The organism is Pseudomonas sp. HR96, assembly GCF_034059295.1.
Lineage (GTDB): Bacteria > Pseudomonadota > Gammaproteobacteria > Pseudomonadales > Pseudomonadaceae > Aquipseudomonas.
The window spans coordinates 4,385,930-4,405,280 of record NZ_CP139141.1; the positions used below are offsets into that span (position 1 = coordinate 4,385,930).

At 62.9% G+C, this 19,351-nt stretch carries 20 protein-coding genes and 1 pseudogene; 11 read left to right on the plus strand and 10 right to left on the minus strand.

The window, feature by feature from the left end; genetic code table 11:
* Nucleotides 1-36: 36 nt before the first annotated feature.
* Together SFA35_RS19565 and SFA35_RS19570 are read right to left on the minus strand one after the other, a co-directional pair.
* Nucleotides 37-528 (minus strand): GAF domain-containing protein, encoded by a 492-nt coding sequence (locus tag SFA35_RS19565; protein ID WP_320572167.1) that lies wholly within the window; start codon nucleotides 526-528, stop codon nucleotides 37-39.
* On the minus strand, nucleotides 525-1,415 hold the full coding sequence (locus SFA35_RS19570) for an ATP-binding protein (protein WP_320579127.1): 891 nt from the start codon (nucleotides 1,413-1,415) through the stop codon (nucleotides 525-527). The genes SFA35_RS19565 and SFA35_RS19570 overlap by 4 nt, the downstream gene beginning before the upstream one ends.
* Before the next feature lie 115 nt (nucleotides 1,416-1,530).
* On the opposite strand from SFA35_RS19570, the gene SFA35_RS19575 reads away from it, so the two are divergent.
* The gene (locus SFA35_RS19575) at nucleotides 1,531-3,858 is read left to right on the plus strand and encodes a response regulator (RefSeq protein ID WP_320572168.1); all 2,328 of its coding nucleotides are present in this window, start codon (nucleotides 1,531-1,533) and stop codon (nucleotides 3,856-3,858) included.
* 6 nt (nucleotides 3,859-3,864) lie between these two features.
* Here SFA35_RS19575 and SFA35_RS19580 read toward each other — a convergent pair whose 3' ends face one another.
* Nucleotides 3,865-4,350, minus strand: a complete 486-nt coding sequence (locus tag SFA35_RS19580) for a glutathione peroxidase (protein ID WP_320572169.1) — start codon at nucleotides 4,348-4,350, stop codon at nucleotides 3,865-3,867.
* Nucleotides 4,351-4,388: 38 nt separating this feature from the next.
* Nucleotides 4,389-4,781, minus strand: coding sequence for a peptide-methionine (R)-S-oxide reductase MsrB (gene msrB / locus SFA35_RS19585; protein WP_320572170.1), 393 nt, complete (start codon nucleotides 4,779-4,781; stop codon nucleotides 4,389-4,391).
* A gap of 188 nt (nucleotides 4,782-4,969) precedes the next feature.
* Between msrB and SFA35_RS19590 the strand changes: the two genes are divergently transcribed.
* The 4 genes from SFA35_RS19590 to SFA35_RS19605 all read left to right on the plus strand — a co-directional run bounded on the left by SFA35_RS19590 (nucleotide 4,970) and on the right by SFA35_RS19605 (nucleotide 8,970).
* Entirely contained in the window at nucleotides 4,970-6,181 is a 1,212-nt protein-coding gene (locus SFA35_RS19590) for a pyridoxal phosphate-dependent aminotransferase (RefSeq protein ID WP_320572171.1), read from the plus strand.
* 298 nt (nucleotides 6,182-6,479) lie between these two features.
* The gene (gene htpX, locus SFA35_RS19595; RefSeq protein ID WP_320572172.1) at nucleotides 6,480-7,367 is read left to right on the plus strand and encodes a protease HtpX; all 888 of its coding nucleotides are present in this window, start codon (nucleotides 6,480-6,482) and stop codon (nucleotides 7,365-7,367) included.
* Between the two features lie 97 nt (nucleotides 7,368-7,464).
* The gene (locus tag SFA35_RS19600) at nucleotides 7,465-8,100 is read left to right on the plus strand and encodes a DUF2959 family protein (protein ID WP_320572173.1); all 636 of its coding nucleotides are present in this window, start codon (nucleotides 7,465-7,467) and stop codon (nucleotides 8,098-8,100) included.
* Nucleotides 8,101-8,202: 102 nt separating this feature from the next.
* Entirely contained in the window at nucleotides 8,203-8,970 is a 768-nt protein-coding gene (locus SFA35_RS19605) for a class III extradiol ring-cleavage dioxygenase (RefSeq protein ID WP_320572174.1), read from the plus strand.
* Between the two features lie 89 nt (nucleotides 8,971-9,059).
* Here the strand turns inward: SFA35_RS19605 and SFA35_RS19610 are convergent.
* Both SFA35_RS19610 and SFA35_RS19615 read right to left on the minus strand, forming a co-directional pair.
* Nucleotides 9,060-10,758: pseudogene (locus SFA35_RS19610) on the minus strand (DEAD/DEAH box helicase).
* Nucleotides 10,759-11,040: 282 nt separating this feature from the next.
* Nucleotides 11,041-11,742 (minus strand): spermidine synthase, encoded by a 702-nt coding sequence (locus SFA35_RS19615; RefSeq protein ID WP_320579129.1) that lies wholly within the window; start codon nucleotides 11,740-11,742, stop codon nucleotides 11,041-11,043.
* Nucleotides 11,743-11,958: 216 nt separating this feature from the next.
* On the opposite strand from SFA35_RS19615, the gene SFA35_RS19620 reads away from it, so the two are divergent.
* A complete protein-coding gene (locus SFA35_RS19620; protein ID WP_320572175.1) occupies nucleotides 11,959-13,314 on the plus strand; it encodes a class II 3-deoxy-7-phosphoheptulonate synthase in 1,356 nt (451 codons plus the stop codon).
* A gap of 3 nt (nucleotides 13,315-13,317) precedes the next feature.
* Here SFA35_RS19620 and SFA35_RS19625 read toward each other — a convergent pair whose 3' ends face one another.
* Nucleotides 13,318-13,530 carry a DUF1127 domain-containing protein gene (locus SFA35_RS19625; RefSeq protein ID WP_320572176.1) on the minus strand — a complete coding sequence of 71 codons (213 nt, stop codon included), beginning with the start codon at nucleotides 13,528-13,530 and terminating at the stop codon, nucleotides 13,318-13,320.
* A gap of 95 nt (nucleotides 13,531-13,625) precedes the next feature.
* On the opposite strand from SFA35_RS19625, the gene SFA35_RS19630 reads away from it, so the two are divergent.
* From SFA35_RS19630 to SFA35_RS19640, 3 genes are all read left to right on the plus strand, one after another.
* The gene (locus SFA35_RS19630; protein ID WP_320572177.1) at nucleotides 13,626-14,480 is read left to right on the plus strand and encodes a LysR family transcriptional regulator; all 855 of its coding nucleotides are present in this window, start codon (nucleotides 13,626-13,628) and stop codon (nucleotides 14,478-14,480) included.
* 186 nt (nucleotides 14,481-14,666) lie between these two features.
* The gene (locus SFA35_RS19635; RefSeq protein ID WP_320572178.1) at nucleotides 14,667-15,140 is read left to right on the plus strand and encodes a MarR family transcriptional regulator; all 474 of its coding nucleotides are present in this window, start codon (nucleotides 14,667-14,669) and stop codon (nucleotides 15,138-15,140) included.
* A gap of 132 nt (nucleotides 15,141-15,272) precedes the next feature.
* Complete coding sequence (locus SFA35_RS19640) at nucleotides 15,273-15,692, plus strand: organic hydroperoxide resistance protein (RefSeq protein WP_320572179.1); 420 nt, start codon at nucleotides 15,273-15,275, stop codon at nucleotides 15,690-15,692.
* 96 nt (nucleotides 15,693-15,788) lie between these two features.
* Here the strand turns inward: SFA35_RS19640 and efp are convergent, their stop codons facing one another.
* Nucleotides 15,789-16,358, minus strand: coding sequence for an elongation factor P (efp, locus tag SFA35_RS19645; RefSeq protein WP_320572180.1), 570 nt, complete (start codon nucleotides 16,356-16,358; stop codon nucleotides 15,789-15,791).
* Between the two features lie 48 nt (nucleotides 16,359-16,406).
* Nucleotides 16,407-17,540, minus strand: coding sequence for an elongation factor P maturation arginine rhamnosyltransferase EarP (gene earP / locus SFA35_RS19650; RefSeq protein ID WP_320572181.1), 1,134 nt, complete (start codon nucleotides 17,538-17,540; stop codon nucleotides 16,407-16,409).
* Nucleotides 17,541-17,652: 112 nt separating this feature from the next.
* Here earP and SFA35_RS19655 point away from each other — a divergent pair, with 112 nt between their 5' ends.
* Nucleotides 17,653-18,135: a hypothetical protein gene (locus SFA35_RS19655; protein WP_320572182.1), complete on the plus strand. Its 483-nt coding sequence runs from the start codon at nucleotides 17,653-17,655 to the stop codon at nucleotides 18,133-18,135.
* A gap of 65 nt (nucleotides 18,136-18,200) precedes the next feature.
* Nucleotides 18,201-18,695 carry a transcription elongation factor GreAB gene (locus SFA35_RS19660; protein WP_320579131.1) on the plus strand — a complete coding sequence of 165 codons (495 nt, stop codon included), beginning with the start codon at nucleotides 18,201-18,203 and terminating at the stop codon, nucleotides 18,693-18,695.
* A 102-nt stretch (nucleotides 18,696-18,797) separates the two neighbouring features.
* On the opposite strand, the gene SFA35_RS19665 is transcribed toward SFA35_RS19660, so the two are convergent.
* The gene (locus SFA35_RS19665; protein WP_320572183.1) at nucleotides 18,798-19,052 is read right to left on the minus strand and encodes a hypothetical protein; all 255 of its coding nucleotides are present in this window, start codon (nucleotides 19,050-19,052) and stop codon (nucleotides 18,798-18,800) included.
* Nucleotides 19,053-19,351 lie beyond the last annotated feature (299 nt).

The following is a 19,351-nucleotide window of genomic DNA, read 5'->3' on the forward strand; positions in this document are numbered from 1 at the left end:
CACACCTGATTCAGAACATCGCCCGACAGCCAGGCATCAATACCCGCTGCAATCGGTCAATCGCAGAAATATCTCGGCCAGTTTCTCCAGCCCCTGCTGATCTTCGGCGCTAAAACGCGCCAGTGTCGGGCTGTCGAGGTCGAGTACGCCGATCAGGCGACCGTCCTTGACCAGCGGAATCACCACTTCACTGTTCGACGCGCTGTCGCAGGCGATATGGCCGGGGAAAGCGTGCACGTCTTCCACCCGCTGGGTCTGCCGGGTGCGCGCGGCTGCGCCGCAGACGCCTTTGCTGAAGGGGATGCGCACGCAGGCCACCTGGCCCTGGAACGGGCCCAGTACCAGTTCTTCGTTGCGGTTGAGGTAGAAGCCAGCCCAGTTCAGGTCGTCGACCTGGTTGTAGAGGAAGGCCGAGAATTGTGCGGCGTTGGCGATGAAATCGTGTTCGTCGGCGAACAGCGACTCTACCTGGGCAGCCAGCAGGCCGTAGCCGGCCAAGCCGTCGCCGGCACTTTGCAGATCGATCATGGATGTTGCTCCAGCAGTTTCAGGCCCACCCAATAGCGGGCAAATTGATAGGCGCAGCGGCCGTTGCGGTTGCCGCGGCCCGTAGCCCAGCGCACCGCCAGTTTCTCCAGCTCTTCGTCACGTTGCCAGCGCAGCCCGGCCTTGCCGGCCAGTACGCCGACCCAGTGCTCGACCACGTCGAGAAAGTGCTCCTGGGTAAAGGGGTAGAACGACAGCCACAGGCCGAAACGGTCGGACAGGGCAATCTTGTCTTCGACGGCTTCGCTGGGGTGCACTTCGCCGTCGACGGTCTGCCACTTGTCGTTGTCGGTCTGCTTTTCCGGCACCAGGTGGCGACGGTTGGACGTGGCGTACAGCAGCACGTTGTCCGGCGCCTGCTCCAGCGAGCCGTCGAGCACGCTCTTGAGGATACGGTAATCGCCCTCGCCCGCCTCGAAGGATAAATCGTCGCAGAACAGAATGAAGCGCTGCGGCAACTTGAGCAGTTGCTCGACCACCCGCGGCAGGTCGGCCAGGTGATCGCGTTCGATCTCGATCAGGCGCAGGCCCGCAGCGGCGTGTTCGGCCAGCAGCGCTCGCACCAACGAAGACTTGCCGGTGCCGCGCGATCCCCACAGCAAGGCGTGGTTGGCCGGCAGGCCGTCGAGGAACTGGCGCGTGTTGCCGGCCAGTTGCTGACGCTGGCGGTCGATGCCCAGCAGGTCGTCCAGGCGCAGGTCCAGGCTGACTTCCAGCGGCAGCAGGAAACCGCCGCGGCTGTCACGCTGCCAACGGGCGGCCAGGCTGTGGTTCCAGTCGATGGTTGGACGAGGCGCGGGCAACAGCGGCTCCAGACGAGCCATGAGGCGGTCGGCACGTTCGAGGAAAGCGGTCAGCCGAGGATCCAGCGAAAAAGAGGAAGACTCCACGAATTTGTTTCCTTAGTGACGGGATCCGGGGCAATGCCGCGCGCTGATCGGCTATGCTTGCCAGCGCACGGAACCCGAAGTTGACTTGAGACCCATGGATATAAAATTCACCCACCGCCTGTCGTACAAGCAAGCCAGACTGACGGTTGTGGTCGGTTTTATTCTTGGCACGTTACTCAGTATCACGCAAATCTGGCTCGATTATGCCAGCGTCCACGATGCCATCAACCGCCAGATGCGCGCCCTGCTCGACATCAGCCACAATCCGGCGTCGCGCATCGCCTACAACATCGACGCCGACCTGGCCCACGAGCTGGTCCAGGGTCTGCTGCAATCGGAATCCATCGTCGGGGCGCGGCTCAGCGACAACGAAGGCGTGGTCCTGGCCAGTGTCGACCGGCCGCGCGAGCCCAGTCCCTATCGCTGGCTCAGCGAATGCCTGTTCGGCGCCAACCTGCAATATGACGAGCCGCTGTTTCTGAGCTTCATGCCGGACGACCGGCTCGGCACTTTGCACGTCGACGTCGACACCCTGGCCATTGGCACGCGCTTCGTCCAGCGCGCCGAGATCACCCTGCTCAACGGTTTTCTGCGCAGCTTGATCCTCACCGGGCTGCTGCTGTTGATGTTCTACACCATGCTCACCAAGCCGTTGATCAAGGTCATCGAGGCGCTGAGCAGCAATGACCCGCACCTGCCTCGCCCGGCCCGGCTGGACTACCCGCCCGGCCACGAGCACGACGAGATCGGCGTGCTGGTGAAGGTGGCCAACCAGCAGTTCATCAGCATGTCCACCGAGATCCAGCAGCGGCGCACGGCGGAAAACCGCCTGACCGAGTACCTCGGCGAGCTGGAGAACATCGTGTCGGCGCGCACCACCGAACTCAAGGCCAGCAACAGCCGCCTGAGCCAGTCAAACGAGGAACTGGAGCGGGCGCGGCGCACCGCGCTGGACATGGCGCAGGCGCGAGCGGCGTTCCTGGCCAACATGAGCCACGAAATCCGCACCCCGCTCAATGGCCTGCTGGGGATGATCGCACTGTCGCTGGACAGCCCCCTGAACGGGGAACAGCGCCAGCAGCTGTCGATCGCCCACGACTCGGGCAAGGTGCTGGTGGAATTGCTCAACGATATCCTCGACCTGTCCAAGTTCGACGCCGGGCAGCTGGAACTCGAGCGCATCCCGTTCGACCTCGGCGCCCTGGTCGAGGACACCGCCAACCTGCTCTCGCAGAATGCGGCGCCCAGCGTCGAGCTGACCTGCCTGGTGGACCCGCATTTCCCGGCCATGGTGCTCGGCGACCCGACCCGCGTGCGGCAGATCGTCAGTAACCTGCTGTCCAACGCGCTGAAGTTCACCCGCTTCGGCCGCGTCGATGTGCGCCTGAGCAGCCGCACCGGCGGGGTGCGCATCGAAGTTTGCGACACCGGCATCGGTATCGCCGAAGAGGCCCAGGTGAAGATCTTCCAGCCCTTCACCCAGGCCGGCGCCGGCATCACCCGGCAATTCGGCGGCACCGGCCTGGGCCTGGCCCTGACCAACAACCTCTGCGAGGCCATGAAGGGCCGCCTCACCATCAGCTCGGAGGCCGGTTTCGGCAGTCAGTTCATCGCCGACCTGCCGCTACCACCCCACACGCCGGCCCACAGCCTGCCGAAACTGCAGGGCAGCGTGATCGCGGTGAGCGCCGCCAGCAGCGGCCTGGCCGAGCTGCTGGGCAAGCTGCTGCCATTGTGGGGGGTGCGCTACCAGCGCTACGACAAGGATGCCGACCTCAGCGGGCTGACCCCCGACCTGCTGATCACCGATCACCTGGAGCGCCTGTTCGAGATGCGCCCCACCATCCGTGCGCCGATCCTGCTGGTGACCGCCTACGGCAATTTCCTGCCCACCGAGCAGGCCAATGCGGTGATGCCCTTGCAGCAACAGGCCCGCCCGCTGGCGCGCAATGCCTTGTACCAGGCGCTGCGGCGCATCCTCATGGGCGAAGAAGGGGCGCGCAGCGAGGGCCCGAGCGGCCAGCCGCCCTCCCCCGAGTTGCGCGCGCGCATCCTCCTGGTGGAGGACAACCCGGTCAATCAGCTAGTGGCCAAAGGCATGCTCAGCAAGCTCGGCTGCGAGGTGACGGTAGCGGCCCATGGCGGTGAGGCCTTGAGCGAGCTGGAGAATGGCGAGTTCGACCTGGTGCTGATGGACTGCAACATGCCGGTGATGAATGGCTACGAAGCCAGCCGGCGCATCCGCCAGAGCGGGCGCTGGCCACAATTGCCGATCGTTGCCCTGACCGCCAACGCCATGCCTGAGGAGCGCGAACGCTGCCGCGCCGCCGGCATGAGCGACTACCTCTCCAAGCCGTTTCGCCGCGAGGAGCTGGTGACCCTGATCGACCAGTGGGTACCGCTGATGTCCGGCCAGGACTGACCGGCGTCAGACCTTGAGCAGTGCCTCGATCTCGTCGCCCAGGTCCTGCGGCTTGGTGGCCGGAGCAAAGCGCTTGACCACCTGGCCGTCGCGGCCGACCAGAAACTTGGTGAAGTTCCACTTGATTGCCTTGGACCCCAGCAGCCCGGGCGCGCGCTCCTTGAGCTGGACGAACAGCGGATGCGCCTGGTCGCCATTGACCTCGACCTTCTTGAACAGCGGGAAGCTGACGCCGTAATTCAACTCGCAGAACTGCGAGATGGCGCCCTCGTCGCCGGGCTCCTGATGGCCGAACTGGTTGCAGGGAAAGCCCAGCACCACCAGGCCTTGCTCGCGATAGCGCTGCCAGAGCTCTTCGAGCCCCTTGTACTGGGGGGTGAAGCCGCACTTGCTGGCGGTGTTGACCACCAGCAGGGCCTTGCCTGAGAAGTCGGCGAGGGTTTTCTGCTCGCCGGTCATGGTGGTGCAGGGAATGTCGAGCAACTGGGTCATGGCAAGGGCAGGTCCTTATGGCAAGCCGCGAGGCGTGGTCAGCGTGGCTCCAGGTTCAGGCACACGGAGTTGATACAGTAGCGCAAGCCGGTCGGCTTCGGTCCGTCGGGAAACACATGACCCAGGTGGGCGTCACATTTGGCACATTTGACTTCGGTGCGGATCATGCCATGGCTCATGTCGCGGATTTCGGTCATGGCCGCCTCGGCGATCGGCTCGTAGAAGCTGGGCCAGCCGCACCCGGAGTCGAACTTGGCTTTGGAGTCGAACAGCGGCAGCTCGCAACAGATGCAGTGGTACACGCCATCGGTCTTGGTGGTGTTGTATTTGCCGGTGAACGGCCGCTCGGTGGCGGACAGTCGGCAAACGTTGTACTGCTCTGGATCGAGCATGGCTTTCCACTCTTCCAGGGTTTTTTCGATCTTTTCCATCAGCACACCTCGGTATCTTAAAAAGCCTGATCTGTATCTTTTCCACCGATCAGGTGGCACGTATAGTTGCGCCTTTCCAGGACTGTCTGGACCCATTGGACGTCAGTCTGTCATCCGCGTTTCGCCCGTTCAAATTTTCATTTTCATGGCGCCAGCGCGGCGATCTTCATATTTACCGGGATCACATCATGCAGTTCAGCAAATCGAACAAGCTTGCCAACGTCTGCTACGACATCCGCGGCCCGGTGCTCAAGCACGCCAAGCGCCTGGAAGAGGAAGGCCATCGCATCCTCAAGCTGAACATCGGCAACCCGGCCCCCTTCGGTTTCGAGGCACCGGTCGAGATTCTTCAGGATGTGATCCGCAATCTGCCTACCGCCCAGGGTTACAGCGACTCCAAGGGCCTGTTCAGCGCCCGCAAGGCGGTGATGCAGTACTACCAGCAAAAGCAGGTCGAAGGCGTCGGCATCGAAGACATCTACCTGGGCAACGGCGTTTCCGAGCTGATCGTGATGTCGATGCAGGCCCTGCTCAACAACGGCGACGAAGTGCTGATCCCGGCCCCCGACTACCCGCTCTGGACTGCCGCCGTAAGCCTGGCCGGCGGCAATGCAGTGCACTACCTGTGCGACGAACAGGCCAACTGGTGGCCGGACCTGCAGGACATCAAGGCCAAGATCACCCCTAACACCAAGGCCATGGTGATCATCAACCCTAACAACCCGACCGGTGCGGTGTATTCGAAGGAAGTGCTGCTGGGCATGCTGGAAATCGCCCGCCAGCACAACCTGGTGGTGTTCTCCGACGAAATCTACGACAAGATCCTCTACGACGATGCCGTGCATGTATGCACCGCCTCGCTGGCCCCGGACCTGCTGTGCCTGACTTTCAACGGCCTGTCCAAGTCCTACCGTGTGGCCGGTTTTCGCTCCGGCTGGGTGGCGATTTCCGGGCCCAAGCACAATGCCCAGAGCTACATCGAGGGGATCGACATCCTCGCCAACATGCGCCTGTGCGCCAACGTGCCGTCGCAGCACGCGATCCAGACGGCGTTGGGCGGTTACCAGAGCATCAACGACCTGGTGCTGCCGCCAGGCCGACTGCTGGAGCAGCGCAACCGCACCTGGGAGCTGCTCAACGATATCCCAGGGGTCAGCTGCGTAAAACCCATGGGCGCGCTGTATGCCTTCCCGCGCATCGACCCGAAGGTCTGCCCGATTCTCAACGACGAGAAGTTCGTGCTTGACCTGCTGCTCTCGGAGAAACTGCTGGTGGTGCAAGGCACGGCGTTCAACTGGCCATGGCCGGACCACTTCCGCGTGGTCACGCTGCCGCGCGTCGATGACCTGGAACAGGCCATCGGGCGTATCGGGCACTTCCTCAAGTCGTATCGGCAGTGACTCTCGGGCGATGGCAGCTGCCCGGCTGCCATCGCCGGTTGACCCTTCGAAAAACCCGATAGCTCCCCTCTTGCGACATCGCTTGAAATATCTCCGAACATTCCGTTACACAAACGCTGGGCGTATCCACGCTTTCACCCCCTTCCCCTCGCCGATTTGCCGCTAGAATTCGCTCGGTATTCAGTGGAGACGCCGCTTGAGACACAGCTTGAAATAGTCTCTTGGTTGAATCGAAGCGAACGGCACCTTATATACCCCGCATACGCAGCCTTTTATCCGTCAGGAGAACGTTACAACCATGATGCGCATCTTGCTGTTCGTGGCCACCAACCTTGCCGTGGTGTTCATTGCCAACATTACGCTGAGCCTGCTGGGCTTCAACGGGATCATGGCGGCCAACGGCGTGGACCTCAATCTTCACTCGTTGCTGATCTTCTGCGCCGTGTTCGGCTTCGCCGGTTCGCTGATTTCGCTCTTCATCTCCAAGTGGATGGCGAAGATGAGCACCGGCACGCAGATCATCAGCCAGCCGCGCACCCGCCATGAACAATGGCTGCTGCAGACCGTCGAGCAGCTGTCCCGCGAAGCCGGCATCAAGATGCCCGAGGTCGGTATCTTCCCGGCCTACGAGGCCAACGCCTTCGCCACCGGCTGGAACCGCAACGACGCCCTGGTCGCGGTCAGCCAGGGCCTGCTCGAACGCTTCTCGCCGGACGAGGTCAAGGCGGTGCTGGCCCACGAGATCGGTCACGTCGCCAATGGCGACATGGTCACCCTGGCACTGGTGCAGGGCGTGGTGAACACCTTCGTGATGTTCTTCGCGCGCATCATCGGCAACTTCGTCGACAAGGTCATCTTCAAGAACGAGGAAGGCCAGGGCATCGCGTACTACATTGCGACCATCGTCGCCGAGCTGGTCCTGGGCGTGCTCGCCAGCTGCATCGTCATGTGGTTCTCGCGCAAGCGCGAATACCGCGCCGACGAAGCCGGCGCCCGCCTGGCCGGCACCGGCGCGATGATCGGGGCCCTGCAGCGCCTGCGCTCCGAACAGGGCGTGCCGGTGCAGATGCCCGACAGCCTGACCGCCTTCGGCATCAACGGCGGCCTCAAGCACGGCCTGGCCGGGCTGTTCATGAGCCACCCGCCCCTGGAAGATCGTATCGAGGCGCTGCGCCGCCGCGGCTGACCTCCAGTGAACCGGCCTGGCGACAGCCAGGCCGGGCGATTCGATGAACCCGCTTGCCCCCCTGCCGGTCCAAAGGCGATCTCACCTGGACCCTGCCATGCGCCTGATCCTGATTCTCCTCGCCAGCCTGCTCCTCAGCGGCTGCCAGACCGGCTACTTCGCCCTGATGGACAAGGCCGGCATCTCCAGACGCGAGATGCTCGTCCACCGTGTACAAGATGCGCGCGATGCCCAGGTCAAGGCGCGCTATGCCTTCAGCCGCGCCGAAGATCGCTACCAGGCGGCGCTGCATCCTTCGGGCAATGCCCCTGAAGTCACCCTCGAACAGCTGCACAAAGCCTATGCCGACAGCGACAAGGCTGCCGCCGCAGTGGCGCCACGGGTCGACAATATCGAGCAGGTGGGCGACGCGCTGTTCGCCGAATGGCGTGACGAACTGGGGCGCTACAAGGATCCCAATCTGGCCGCCAGCAGCCGCGATGAATACCAACGCAGCCTCGCCCAGTATCAGCAGATGCTGCGCAGCATGCGCGACGCTCAGAGTCAGGTGGCTCCCGCACTGGCCGGCATGAGTGATCAGATGTTGCAGATCAAGCATCGACGCAACGCTCAGGCCATCAGTGACCTGGAGGATTCCGAGCGCTCGGTGGAAGGCGACCTGCAGCCGCTGCTGATCGACCTGCAGCGCTCCATCGACCAGGCCGCCGGCTTTGCACAAACCCTGCAACCTTAGAAACGCATCAAGATAGCCGATCAATCCATGCAAAACGTTGACATGGATTTCGATGGGTCAGCGGCTCATGATGGGGTCATACCCCGTTCAGGACCTTCACTCATGTTGCCCAGCCTGTTCATCTCCCACGGTTCCCCCATGCTCGCCCTGGAGCCCGGCGCCAGCGGCCCAGCCCTGGCCCGTCTGGCCGCCAGACTGCCACGCCCCAAAGCCATCGTGCTGGTCTCCGCCCACTGGGAGAGCCGCGAATTATTGGTCGCCAGCAGCCCGGCCCCAGAGACCTGGCATGACTTCGGCGGCTTCCCTGCGGCGCTCTTCGCCGTGCAGTACCCCGCCCCCGGCGACCCGGCGCTGGCCGCACAGGTGGCCGACCGGCTGAGCGCTGCCGGCCTGCCGGCCCGCCTGGACCCACAGCGGCCGTTCGACCATGGCGCCTGGGTGCCGCTGTCGCTGATGTACCCGGCGGCCGACATTCCCGTGGTGCAGGTCTCGCTGCCGAGCCAAGGCGGCCCTGCGCTGCAGCACGCCGTGGGCCAGGCGTTGGCCGGCTTGCGCGGTGACGGCATCCTGCTGATCGGCTCGGGCAGCATCACCCACAATCTGCGCGAACTGGACTGGCACGCCGGGCCGGAAAGCATCACGCCCTGGGCGCGGGCCTTTCGCGACTGGATGGTGGAGCGCCTGCAGGCAGCCGACGAACCGGCCCTCTTTGACTACCGCAGCCAGGCGCCCCATGCCCAGCGCAATCACCCGAGCGACGAGCATCTGCTGCCGCTGTATTTCGCCCGTGGCGCAGGGGGTGAGTTCGCTCTGGAACATCAGGGGTTCACCCTGGGGGCTTTGGGGATGGATATCTACCGGTTCGGTTGAAGACCGGATGGCTGACCTGCAGGACCGACCTTGCTCGGGCATAAAAAAATCCCCAGCCTAGGCCGGGGATTTTTTCATTTCAGCAAAGATCAATCTTCGCGATAGCGACGCAACTTCAACTGCTTGCCGGCCACGCGAGTGTCCTTGAGCTTGGTCAGCAGCTTCTCGAGGCCATCTTCCGGCAGCTCGACCAGGCTGAAGCTGTCGCGCACCTGGATGCGGCCGATGGCTTCGCGGGCCAGGCCGCCTTCGTTGAGGATGGCACCCAGCAGGTTCTTCGCGGCGATACCGTCGCGAGCACCCAGAGCGGTGCGGCAACGCGCACGGCCTTCACCCAGCGGCATGGGCGCGCGACGCTCGCGGTCACCACGCTCGGGACGGTCGGCGCTGCTGCGTTCACGTGGAGCGCTGTTCGGCACCAGCGGCTGCTCGGCCTGCACGGCGTCCAGGGTCAGGGCCTGACCGTTGGTAGCCTTGCGCAGCAGCGCAGCGGCCAGGGCACGAGGGCTGCAGCCGATGTCGGCGGTCAGACGATCGAGCAGGTCGCCATGGGTGCTTTCGGCATCAGCAACCAGCGGCGCGAGGCTGTTGGTCAGCTTGCGGATGCGCGCATCCAGCACGGCCTGGCCGTCAGGCAGGCGTACTTCGGCTACCTTTTGGCCAGTGACACGCTCGATCACCTGCAGCATGCGGCGCTCACGCGGAGTCACCAGCAGCAGCGCGCGACCTTCGCGACCGGCACGGCCAGTACGGCCGATACGGTGCACGTAGGACTCGGGGTCATACGGCATGTCGACGTTGAACACGTGGGTGATGCGCGGAACGTCCAAGCCACGGGCGGCGACGTCGGTGGCGACGACGATGTCCAGGCGACCATCCTTGAGCGAGTCGATGACGCGCTCGCGCTGGTTCTGGGCAATGTCACCGTTCAGCGCGGCAGCCTTGTAGCCTTTGGCTTCCAGGGCGCTGGCCAGGTCCAGGGTGGCCTGCTTGGTGCGCACGAAGGCGATCAGCGCATCGAACTCTTCGACTTCCAGCAGGCGCAGCACGGCTGAGACCTTCTGGTCGGCGTGAACCAGCAGGTGAGCCTGCTCGATCGCGGTGACGGTCTGGGTCTTGGTCTGGATCTTGACGTGCTGCGGGTCTTTCAGATGACGCTCGGCGATCGCGCGGATCGACTGCGGCAGGGTCGCCGAGAAGAGCACGGTCTGGCGAGTTTCCGGCATGGCCTTGAAGATGACTTCCAGGTCGTCCATGAAGCCAAGCTTCAGCATTTCGTCGGCTTCGTCGAGCACCAGGTGATTCACGGTGGCGAGCACTTTCTCGTCACGGCGCAGGTGGTCGCACAGGCGGCCTGGGGTGGCGACGACGATTTGCGCGCCGTTGCGGATGGCTTTCAACTGCGGGCCCATCGGGGCACCGCCATACACCGCTACCACGGTGACGCCTGGCATCTGCTTGGCGTAGGTTTCGAAAGCGGTAGCGACTTGCAGCGCCAACTCACGGGTTGGCGCCAGGATCAGGGCTTGCGGCTCGCGCTTGCTCGGGTCGATGCGGCTCAGGATCGGCAGGGCGAAGGCGGCGGTTTTACCGGTACCTGTCTGCGCCTGACCAATCATGTCGTGACCGGCAAGGATGATCGGGATCGATTGCTGCTGAATAGCCGAAGGCTCTTCGTAGCCGGTAGCGATAACGGCTGCAACAATAGTGGGGTGAAGTCCGAGACTGGCGAAGCCGCCGGTTTCCTGGGTCATGGGTCTGCCTCTAAGTGCATCCGCAAAGACCCATGCTCCAAAGCTGCGCATGCCGTGTAAGACTCGAGAGTCACCCTGGCAGCTTTGTCGGCGGGGATTTGCGAAAACGATTGAAATGAAGGAATCGTCAGGGAGTGTCCGCGAGTACGGACGTTGCAACCGAAGCGGGCTTCGGGGATTGCGCTACCTGAACGTGGCCTTGTTAAAGGCCGGCGCGCACTATACCTGAAATCCCCGCTTACGTGAGGATTTTTTACAGGATCGCAGCCAACGGGTCCAGTTCGCTGAACCCTTTCATCCTGTTTTTCATGAGGGCTCAGGAAGCAGGCCGGATCTGCGCGATCAGCGTCTCCAGCGAATAGCCCAGGCGCGGCGCCAGGGCAGCGGCGCGCTGACTCAGCCCGGGCAGGTCCAGGCTCTGCTCCAGGTCCGCCGGCACCAGCACGATCACATTGCCCTCCTTCACCGGCAACTCCCAGTAGTGGCGATGGTAGAGGCCGCGCAGCAATGCCGCGCCCAACGGCTTGCCGTCGTCGCCAGCCCACTGATTGATGACCAGCCAGCCGCCGGGGTTAAGGCGCTGCTGGCAGCTTTCCAGAAACCCCCAGCCCAGATGTGCCGGGGCCGGCCCGTGGTCGGTGTAGAGGTCGACGAAGATCAGATCCGCAGGCTCGGCCGTCGGCAGCAACTGCACGGCGTCACCGACCCGGACGTAGAGCCGCGGGTCGTCGTCCAGGCCCAGGTACTCGATGGCCAGGCGCGGCACGTCGGGGCGCAGCTCGATGCACTCGACGTCCTCGAGCGGCAGAAACTGCAGGCATGCCTGGGTCAAGGTCCCGGCGCCAAGGCCGAGAAACAGCGCGCTGTCCGGCTGCTCGTGGCACAGCGCGCCAATGAGCATGGCGCGGGTGTAGTCGTATTCCAGCCAGGTGGGGTCGGCGGTAAACACGCAGCTCTGCTCGATGGCGTCGCCAAACTCGAGAAAGCGGTAATCCTCCACCTCCAGCACGCGGATCATGCCGAAGTCATCGTGGACCTCGGCGAGGATGCGTTCGACGCGCTCGGGCGCGCTCGCAGTCAGATTGTCGTCTTGCACCGTGGCGGCCTGTTACCAAGGGTAAAAGCGGCGATTGTCGGACACCCAGGGCAATGGAGCCAGGCTTTTTTTGCGCCTCACCACTGATGCCAGCCTGATAAGATGCCCTCCTCTTCCAAAAACAACAGAGCCCAGCCCGTGACCACCCAACCCTGGAGCCCCGCCAGCTGGCGCGGCTTGCCGATCGAGCAGCAACCGCAGTACCCCGACGCCGCGCACCTGGCCAAGGTTGAACAGAGCCTGGCCAGCTACCCGCCGCTGGTATTCGCCGGGGAAGCCCGCGAGCTGCGTCGCCAATTCGCCGAAGTCACCGAAGGCCGCGCTTTCCTCCTGCAGGGTGGCGACTGCGCGGAGAGCTTTGCCGAGTTCTCGGCGGCGAAGATTCGCGACACCTTCAAGGTGCTGCTACAGATGGCCATTATCATGACCTTTGCCGCTGCCTGCCCGGTAGTCAAGGTCGGGCGCATGGCCGGACAGTTCGCCAAGCCGCGGTCGGCCAACGACGAAGTGATCAACGGCGTGACCCTGCCCGCCTACCGCGGCGACATCGTCAACGGTATCGGCTTCGACGCTGCCAGCCGCGCCCCCGACCCGGAACGCCTGATCCAGGCGTACCACCAGTCCACCGCCACCCTCAATCTCTTGCGGGCGTTCGCGCAAGGCGGCTTTGCCGACCTGCATCAGGTGCACAAGTGGAACCTGGATTTCATCGCCAACTCGGCCCTGGCCGACAAGTATCATCAGTTGGCCAACCGCATCGACGAAACCCTGGCATTCATGCGCGCCTGCGGGATGGACAGCTCGCCGCAGTTGCGCGAGACCTCGTTCTTCACCGCCCACGAGGCTCTGCTGCTCAACTACGAAGAAGCCTTCGTGCGCCGCGACAGCCTCACCAACGACTATTACGACTGCTCGGCGCACATGCTCTGGATCGGGGACCGCACGCGCCAGCTGGGCGGCGCCCACGTCGAGTTCCTGCGTGGAGTGCACAACCCGATCGGGGTCAAGGTCGGCCCGAGCCTGCAGCCCGAGCAGTTGCTGCGCCTGATCGACGTGCTCAACCCGGACAACGACCCGGGCCGCCTCAACCTGATCGCGCGCATGGGCAACGGCAAGGTTGGCGAGCATCTGCCGGGGCTGATTCGCGCCGTGCAGCGCGAAGGCCGCAAAGTGCTGTGGAGCAGCGACCCGATGCACGGCAATACCATCAAGGCCAGCAGCGGCTACAAGACCCGGGATTTCGCGCAGATACTCGGCGAGGTCAAGGAGTTCTTCCAGGTGCACCAGGCCGAGGGCAGCCATGCAGGCGGCATTCATATCGAAATGACCGGGCAGAACGTCACCGAATGCATCGGCGGCGCCCGCCCGATCACCGAGGATGGCCTGTCGGACCGCTACCACACCCACTGCGACCCGCGCATGAACGCCGACCAGTCGCTGGAACTGGCGTTCATGATTGCCGAGACGCTCAAGCAGGTGCGACGCCCGAGCTGACCGTCACTTGCCCAGCGGGTCGTCCCAGAAGTGGCGCTCGCTTTCCTGAAGGATATCGGCCCGGCTCAGGCCGATATCCTTCAGGTCGCTTTCCGACAGTTTCGCCAGCGCCCGGCGTTGCCGCGCCAGTTCGTACCAGCGGCTGATGTGATGCCAGATGCTGGCGGACACAGCGCCTGGGCGCGCTATCAGTGCATAACCTTTTTGACCTTTCATCGTCTTGCCCTCCGAGTGGATGGCTCAAGTGTCGAGCTGGGGATAAGATCAATCCAACGAATGTTTCTGATGCAGTGCATCTCGGAGATTGATGTATGTCCCAGTACCAGAGTATAGACTCCGAAGTGCTGCGCACCTTTGTCGCCATCGCCGACCACGGTGGCTTCACCCGCGCCGGCGAATCGGTCAACCGTACCCAGTCGGCGGTGAGCATGCAGATGAAGCGCCTGGAGGAAGACATCCTGCAGCGCCGCCTGTTCGAGCGCGACGGCCGTCAGGTGCGTTTGACCGCCGAGGGGCAGATCCTGCTGGGCTACGCGCGGCGCATCCTCAAGCTGCACAGCGAGGTGTTCACCACCCTGCGCGAACCGCACATGGTCGGCACCGTGCGCATCGGCACCCCCGACGACTACGCCATGCGCTTTCTGCCCGGCATCCTCTCCGGCTTCGCCCAGGCCTTCCCGCTGGTGCAGGTCGAAGTGCACTGCGAGAGCTCCCGGCAATTGCTGCAACGCCAGGACCTGGACCTGACCATCGTCACCCGCGAACCGGGCCACGACGTCGGCCAGTTGCTGCGCCAGGAGCGCTTCGTCTGGGCCGAGGCGGCCGGCTTCTACCCGCACGAGCAATCGCCCATGCCACTGGCCATGTTCAACAATGATTGTTTCTGCCGGGCCTGGGCCTGCAACGCGCTGGACGCCGAGCAGAAACCGTACCGGGTCGCCTACAGCAGCCCCAGCCTGTCAGCCATCATGGCAGTCGTCAGCGTCGGGCTGGCGGTCACGGCGCAGTTGCAGAGCCTGATCCCTGCCGACATGCGTGTGCTCGGCGCCGCCGAGGGTCTGCCGCTGTTGCCGGTGGCCAATATCATGCTGCTGCGCAACCCCGCCACGCAGTCGTCGATGACCGAAACCCTGGCCGAGCATATCGCCGAGGGTTTCCGCCTCTGACCCGCTTGCCTGACCACGCCATGCCTTGCGTAACCTCGAACGAACTCTGCGCGCACTTGCATGCTCGAAACGTACAGGAGCCGCTGTATACCGACTTTGTATACCGATGCGATCCGGCTGGTTACTATCTGCCGCGTTAAAGGTCTGGACGCTAAATTCAGACGCACCATGGAAACAAGGATCAGCATGAACACCGACCGCTCGTTGACCGACAAAAGCAAAAGCAGCTGCGATAACCTGCTGCTCGACAGTCAAATGTGTTTTGCGCTGTATTCCACCTCGTTGTTGATGACCAAGGTCTACAAGCCGCTGCTGCAGGAACTTGGCCTGACCTACCCGCAGTACCTGACGATGATGGTGCTGTGGGAAAAGGACGGCCTCACCGTCGGTGAAATCAGCACGCGCCTGCTCACCGACCCCGGCTCGTTGACACCCCTGCTCAAGCGCCTGGAAGTGGAAGGCCTGCTCAGCCGCACGCGCAGCCGCGACGACGAACGCGTGGTGATCGTCGAGTTGACCGAACAGGGCCGCACCCTGCGTGACAAGGCGTTGCATATTCCCCAGTGCATCCTCGACGCCACGGGCCAGTCGCTGGAGCGGCTGCAGGCGTTACAGGCGGAACTGGTGCAGATGCGCACACACCTGCAGGACACTCTTTAAGCAGTTGGCGATGACCGTTCGTCGCCAGGCTTACTGATTTGAAAATTTAGCTTGCGCGCAAGATATTAGCGCGATAAATTTAATTCACCTCTTCAACGCAACTCCCCCAAGACATCCACCGAGGACATCAGCATGGAATCTCTCTACATCGCCGAAGCAACTGCAACCGGTGGCCGTGACGGTCGCGCCATTTCCAGTGACAAAGTCCTGGACGTCCAGCTGTCCACGCCCAAGGCCCTTGGCGGCGCGGGCGGCCCTGGTACCAACCCCGAGCAGCTGTTCGCGGCTGGCTACTCGGCCTGCTTCATCGGCGCCCTGAAGTTCGTTGCCGGCCAGAAGAAACAAGCCATCCCAACTGACGCCTCGATCACCGCCAAGGTCGGTATCGGCCAGATCGAAGGCGGCTTCGGCCTGGACATCGACCTGCACATCAGCCTGCCGGGCCTGGAGCAGGCTGCTGCCCAGGCGCTGGTCGACGCTGCTCACCAGGTATGCCCGTACTCCAACGCTACCCGTAACAACGTCGACGTACGCCTGCACGTAACTGTGTGAGGGTGCAGGGTCCTGCCAGCAGGACCCTGAAACGAAAAAACCCGGCCAGGCGGCCGGGTTTTTTCGTTTGCGAGCGAAGCAATGTCGATAGGACTATTACTTGGCGCGGCCCTTGTAGGAGCCACCTTCGCGGGTGTCGATCTCGATCATGTCGCCGATCTCGATGAAGTCGGCCACGCTCAGCTCGGTGCCGTTCTTCAGTTTGGCAGGCTTCATGACCTTGCCGGAAGTGTCGCCACGAGCCGAGCCTTCGGTGTAGTCGACCTGACGCACGATGGTGGTCGGCAGCTCTACGGAAACCAGACGGTCTTCGAAGAACACAGCTTCGCAGACGTCGGTCATGCCTTCTTCGACGAATGGCAGAACGGCTTCGATGTCTTCAGCGTTCAGTTCGTACATGGTGTAGTCGGTGGTGTCCATGAACGTGTAGCTGTCACCGCTGATGAAGGACAGGGTGGCTTCCTTGCGGTCGAGGATCACGTCTTCCAGCTTGTCGTCGGCGCTGTAGACGGTTTCGGTCTTGTAGCCGGTCAGCAGATTCTTCAGCTTGGTCTTCATGATCGCGCTGTTGCGACCCGATTTGGTGAATTCTGCCTTTTGCACCAACCACGGATCGTTATCGATCTTGATCACGGTACCGGGTTTCAGCTCTTTACCAGTTTTCATACTTGAATCCGAATTTGAATGGGGATTTACAAAATTCCAGGCCGCGTATCATATCCAATTTCGGTAAAACTGCACCAGCGCTGCGGCAAGGTCTGGCTGAACGGCTAATTGTTCGCACCAGCGCCGGGCGTGGGTACGCAGTTCCTGTTCGTGCTGCAACAGAGCCGGCCAGGCCTGGCCCATGCCCTGCCCGCGACTCCAGGCGTGCATCAGTTCACGTAACGCCTGGGCTGCGCCCGCCCCGAGCTGCGCGCAGTACAGCTCGAGCCAGGCATCGAGTTTGACCAGATGCGCGTCTTCTTCCTGTGGATAAATGTGCCAGAGCAACGGCTGCGCCGCCCAATGTGCGCGAATGAACGAGTCCTCGCCGCGCACGGCGTTGAAATCGCAGCACCAGAGCAGTCGATCGAAACGGTCCTGCGATACAAACGGCAATACATTGATGGTCAGCTGACCGCGCACCTCGCGCTGGCCACACTCCAGGCGTTCCACCCCCAGCCAGCGGCGCACGTCGCCCAGTACCCGGCCCTCCGGCACTAACAACTGAGTCGGCTCGGCACCGGCGGCCATGACTTCCAGCCACTCCAGCACTGCGGGGTTCTCGTAGGCGAACAGCGAGACCAGCCGGCCTTCGCCGTGCCAGTCCACCCCCAGCTCGGCCAACAGCGCGCGCCTGGCCTGTGGATCGGCCTGCAGCCGGTCGCGTTCGACCAGCAGCCGCGCTTCGCGCAACAAGCCACCGGTGCCCGGCACGAAGCCGGGAAAGAAGAAATACTTGTGCAACCGGCTCGACTGCATGGAGGGCAGCCCGTGGCAGCCGACCACCCAGTCCTCGGCGCTCAGGTATTCCAGGTTGAGCCACAGGCAGGGCCGCTCGCGAGCGGCCATGGCGTCAATGTACTCGGGAGGAATCTTGCAGGCGAAAGCGCCGATGACCACATCGGCAACCGCCGTGTCCTGCCACTGCGTCGGCCAGCGGCGCACCTCCACGCCCTCCACCAATTGCCGATCGGCCTGTGCATCAGCGCCCGGGCACAGGCGCGCGAACGGCTGCAAGTCGTCGACCCAAAGACGCACCTGCACCTGATGCTCAGCCTGCAGCTGCCGGGCCAGACGCCAGGTCACACCGATGTCGCCGTAGTTGTCGACCACTACGCAAAAAATATCCCAGCTTGGCCGCACGGCATCTCCCCCACATTAAAAGACCTATTATGCCAGCCTCGGCAGGCAGCCTTGGCCGAACGTGCGACAATCAACCTGTCGCCTGCCCTGCCCCGAGTCTTTGGAGGTCGCCGTGCCCACCCCTCACCCGCTTGCCCCATCCCGCCGCCGCCCGCTGGACCTGCAGTTCAACGGCGCCAAGCTGGTGCTCTGCATTGCCCTGGGCGTCTGGCTCGGCGTCAGCGCCGTGGCCGGCACCGCCTGGTATGCCTACAAGACCCTTTACGGCACGCCGCCGTCGGTCCCGGTGGCGTCGGGCAAGGTGATCCGTCCTGAGCCGCCGATCAACTATCAACCTCAGGGCGACACGCCGGACAGCGCGGCCGCCACGCCGGAACCCGATCTGCCGGCAGCGCCGCCTGCCGGCAACGACAGCGGCGCCATGTTCGATCAATACCAGCGCAACCTGCACAACCAGCAACTCGCCCAGGCCGAGCAGGAGGCCCGCAGCAACCCGCGCAACCAGTCCAATGCCAAGTGCCAGTTCTGGTTGCAGCAAGCGCAAACGGCGCCCAGCCAAAAAGCCCGTGAAAACATCGCGCAGTTCTGCGAGTGAAATGGCCTAAGCGCCCTCCTGGGCCTGAATCACAGTAAAAGACAGTTGGATGACCGATGTCCCCGATCGACAAGCAACGGCTGCGACAGCTGATCGTCGAGCGCCTGAGCGCCGACCTCGAAGTGGCCCGCCGCGCGGCGCAGACCGCCTATGAAACGGCGACCCATGAAGAAAACGTTGCCGAGAACAAATATGACACTTTAGGGCTGGAAGCGTCCTATCTTGCCACCGGCCAGGCCCGGCGCATGGAAGAAATCCGCCAGGCGCTGCAGCTTTATGAAAAATCACCATTGACGCCTTATGCCCCGGCGCTCGGAATCGCCACCGGCTCGCTGGTGCTGCTGGAGGACGAAAACGGCCAACTGCAACACTTGCTTTTGGGCCCGGGTGCGGCCGGGTTGAAAATCGAGATCCAAGGGCAGATGGTCACACTGATCACCGCCCGCTCGCCGCTGGGCCAGGGTTTGCTGGGCAAATTCCCCGGAGACGAGGTGCAGATCCGGGTCGCAGCCAGCCATCAGCGATACCTTGTGGTGCAGGTCGATGGCGTTGGCGATTAGGCCCTCTAACACCTGCATGACCACGCAAAGCGCCTGATAGAAGCACCGCTCGTCTGGAATATGGATCCGATCAACCAGAATCCCAGGCAAGGCATTTAGCCACTATCGAAGACTTGGCATCGAACCTGCAAAGCCCTGAGCAAACGTTTGGGCCGCAGTTTCATTGCCAGCGCCTGGTCTGCCGGCGATTTGAACGAGGGCTTGAAACGCCTGAGCAGTGAATTTGCCGACGAACGGCTTCATGGCGACGGCCGTGCTGCCGATATAAACATCGAAGAGTTCATCTTGACGACGGTAGAGGGGGCCATTACCCTGCCACCACCGTGTTAATTGGTTCACGATTGTGTCGTCAGTCATCGTGTCACAAGAAAACGGTACACCCCCTGACATTGGCAGGTCCTACCGATATGATTTGGTCGGCGGCAGTCCGTGCTCCGGGTAGTTTGGTGATACTTCGGATGATCTACGCCGAGTTGGGTGATTCTATAAAAGACAAATGAAATTGATTCTCGAATCAATTGACCTAGACGACTGCCTGCCTGCCTGCCGACCAGCAAGCATAACTAATGATATCCGCTGCAAGTTTGCAAGAATATCTTCAAGACCGCGTTTTGAGGGGTGCTCCTGTCTGCGTAGTCACGCATCACTCATGAATT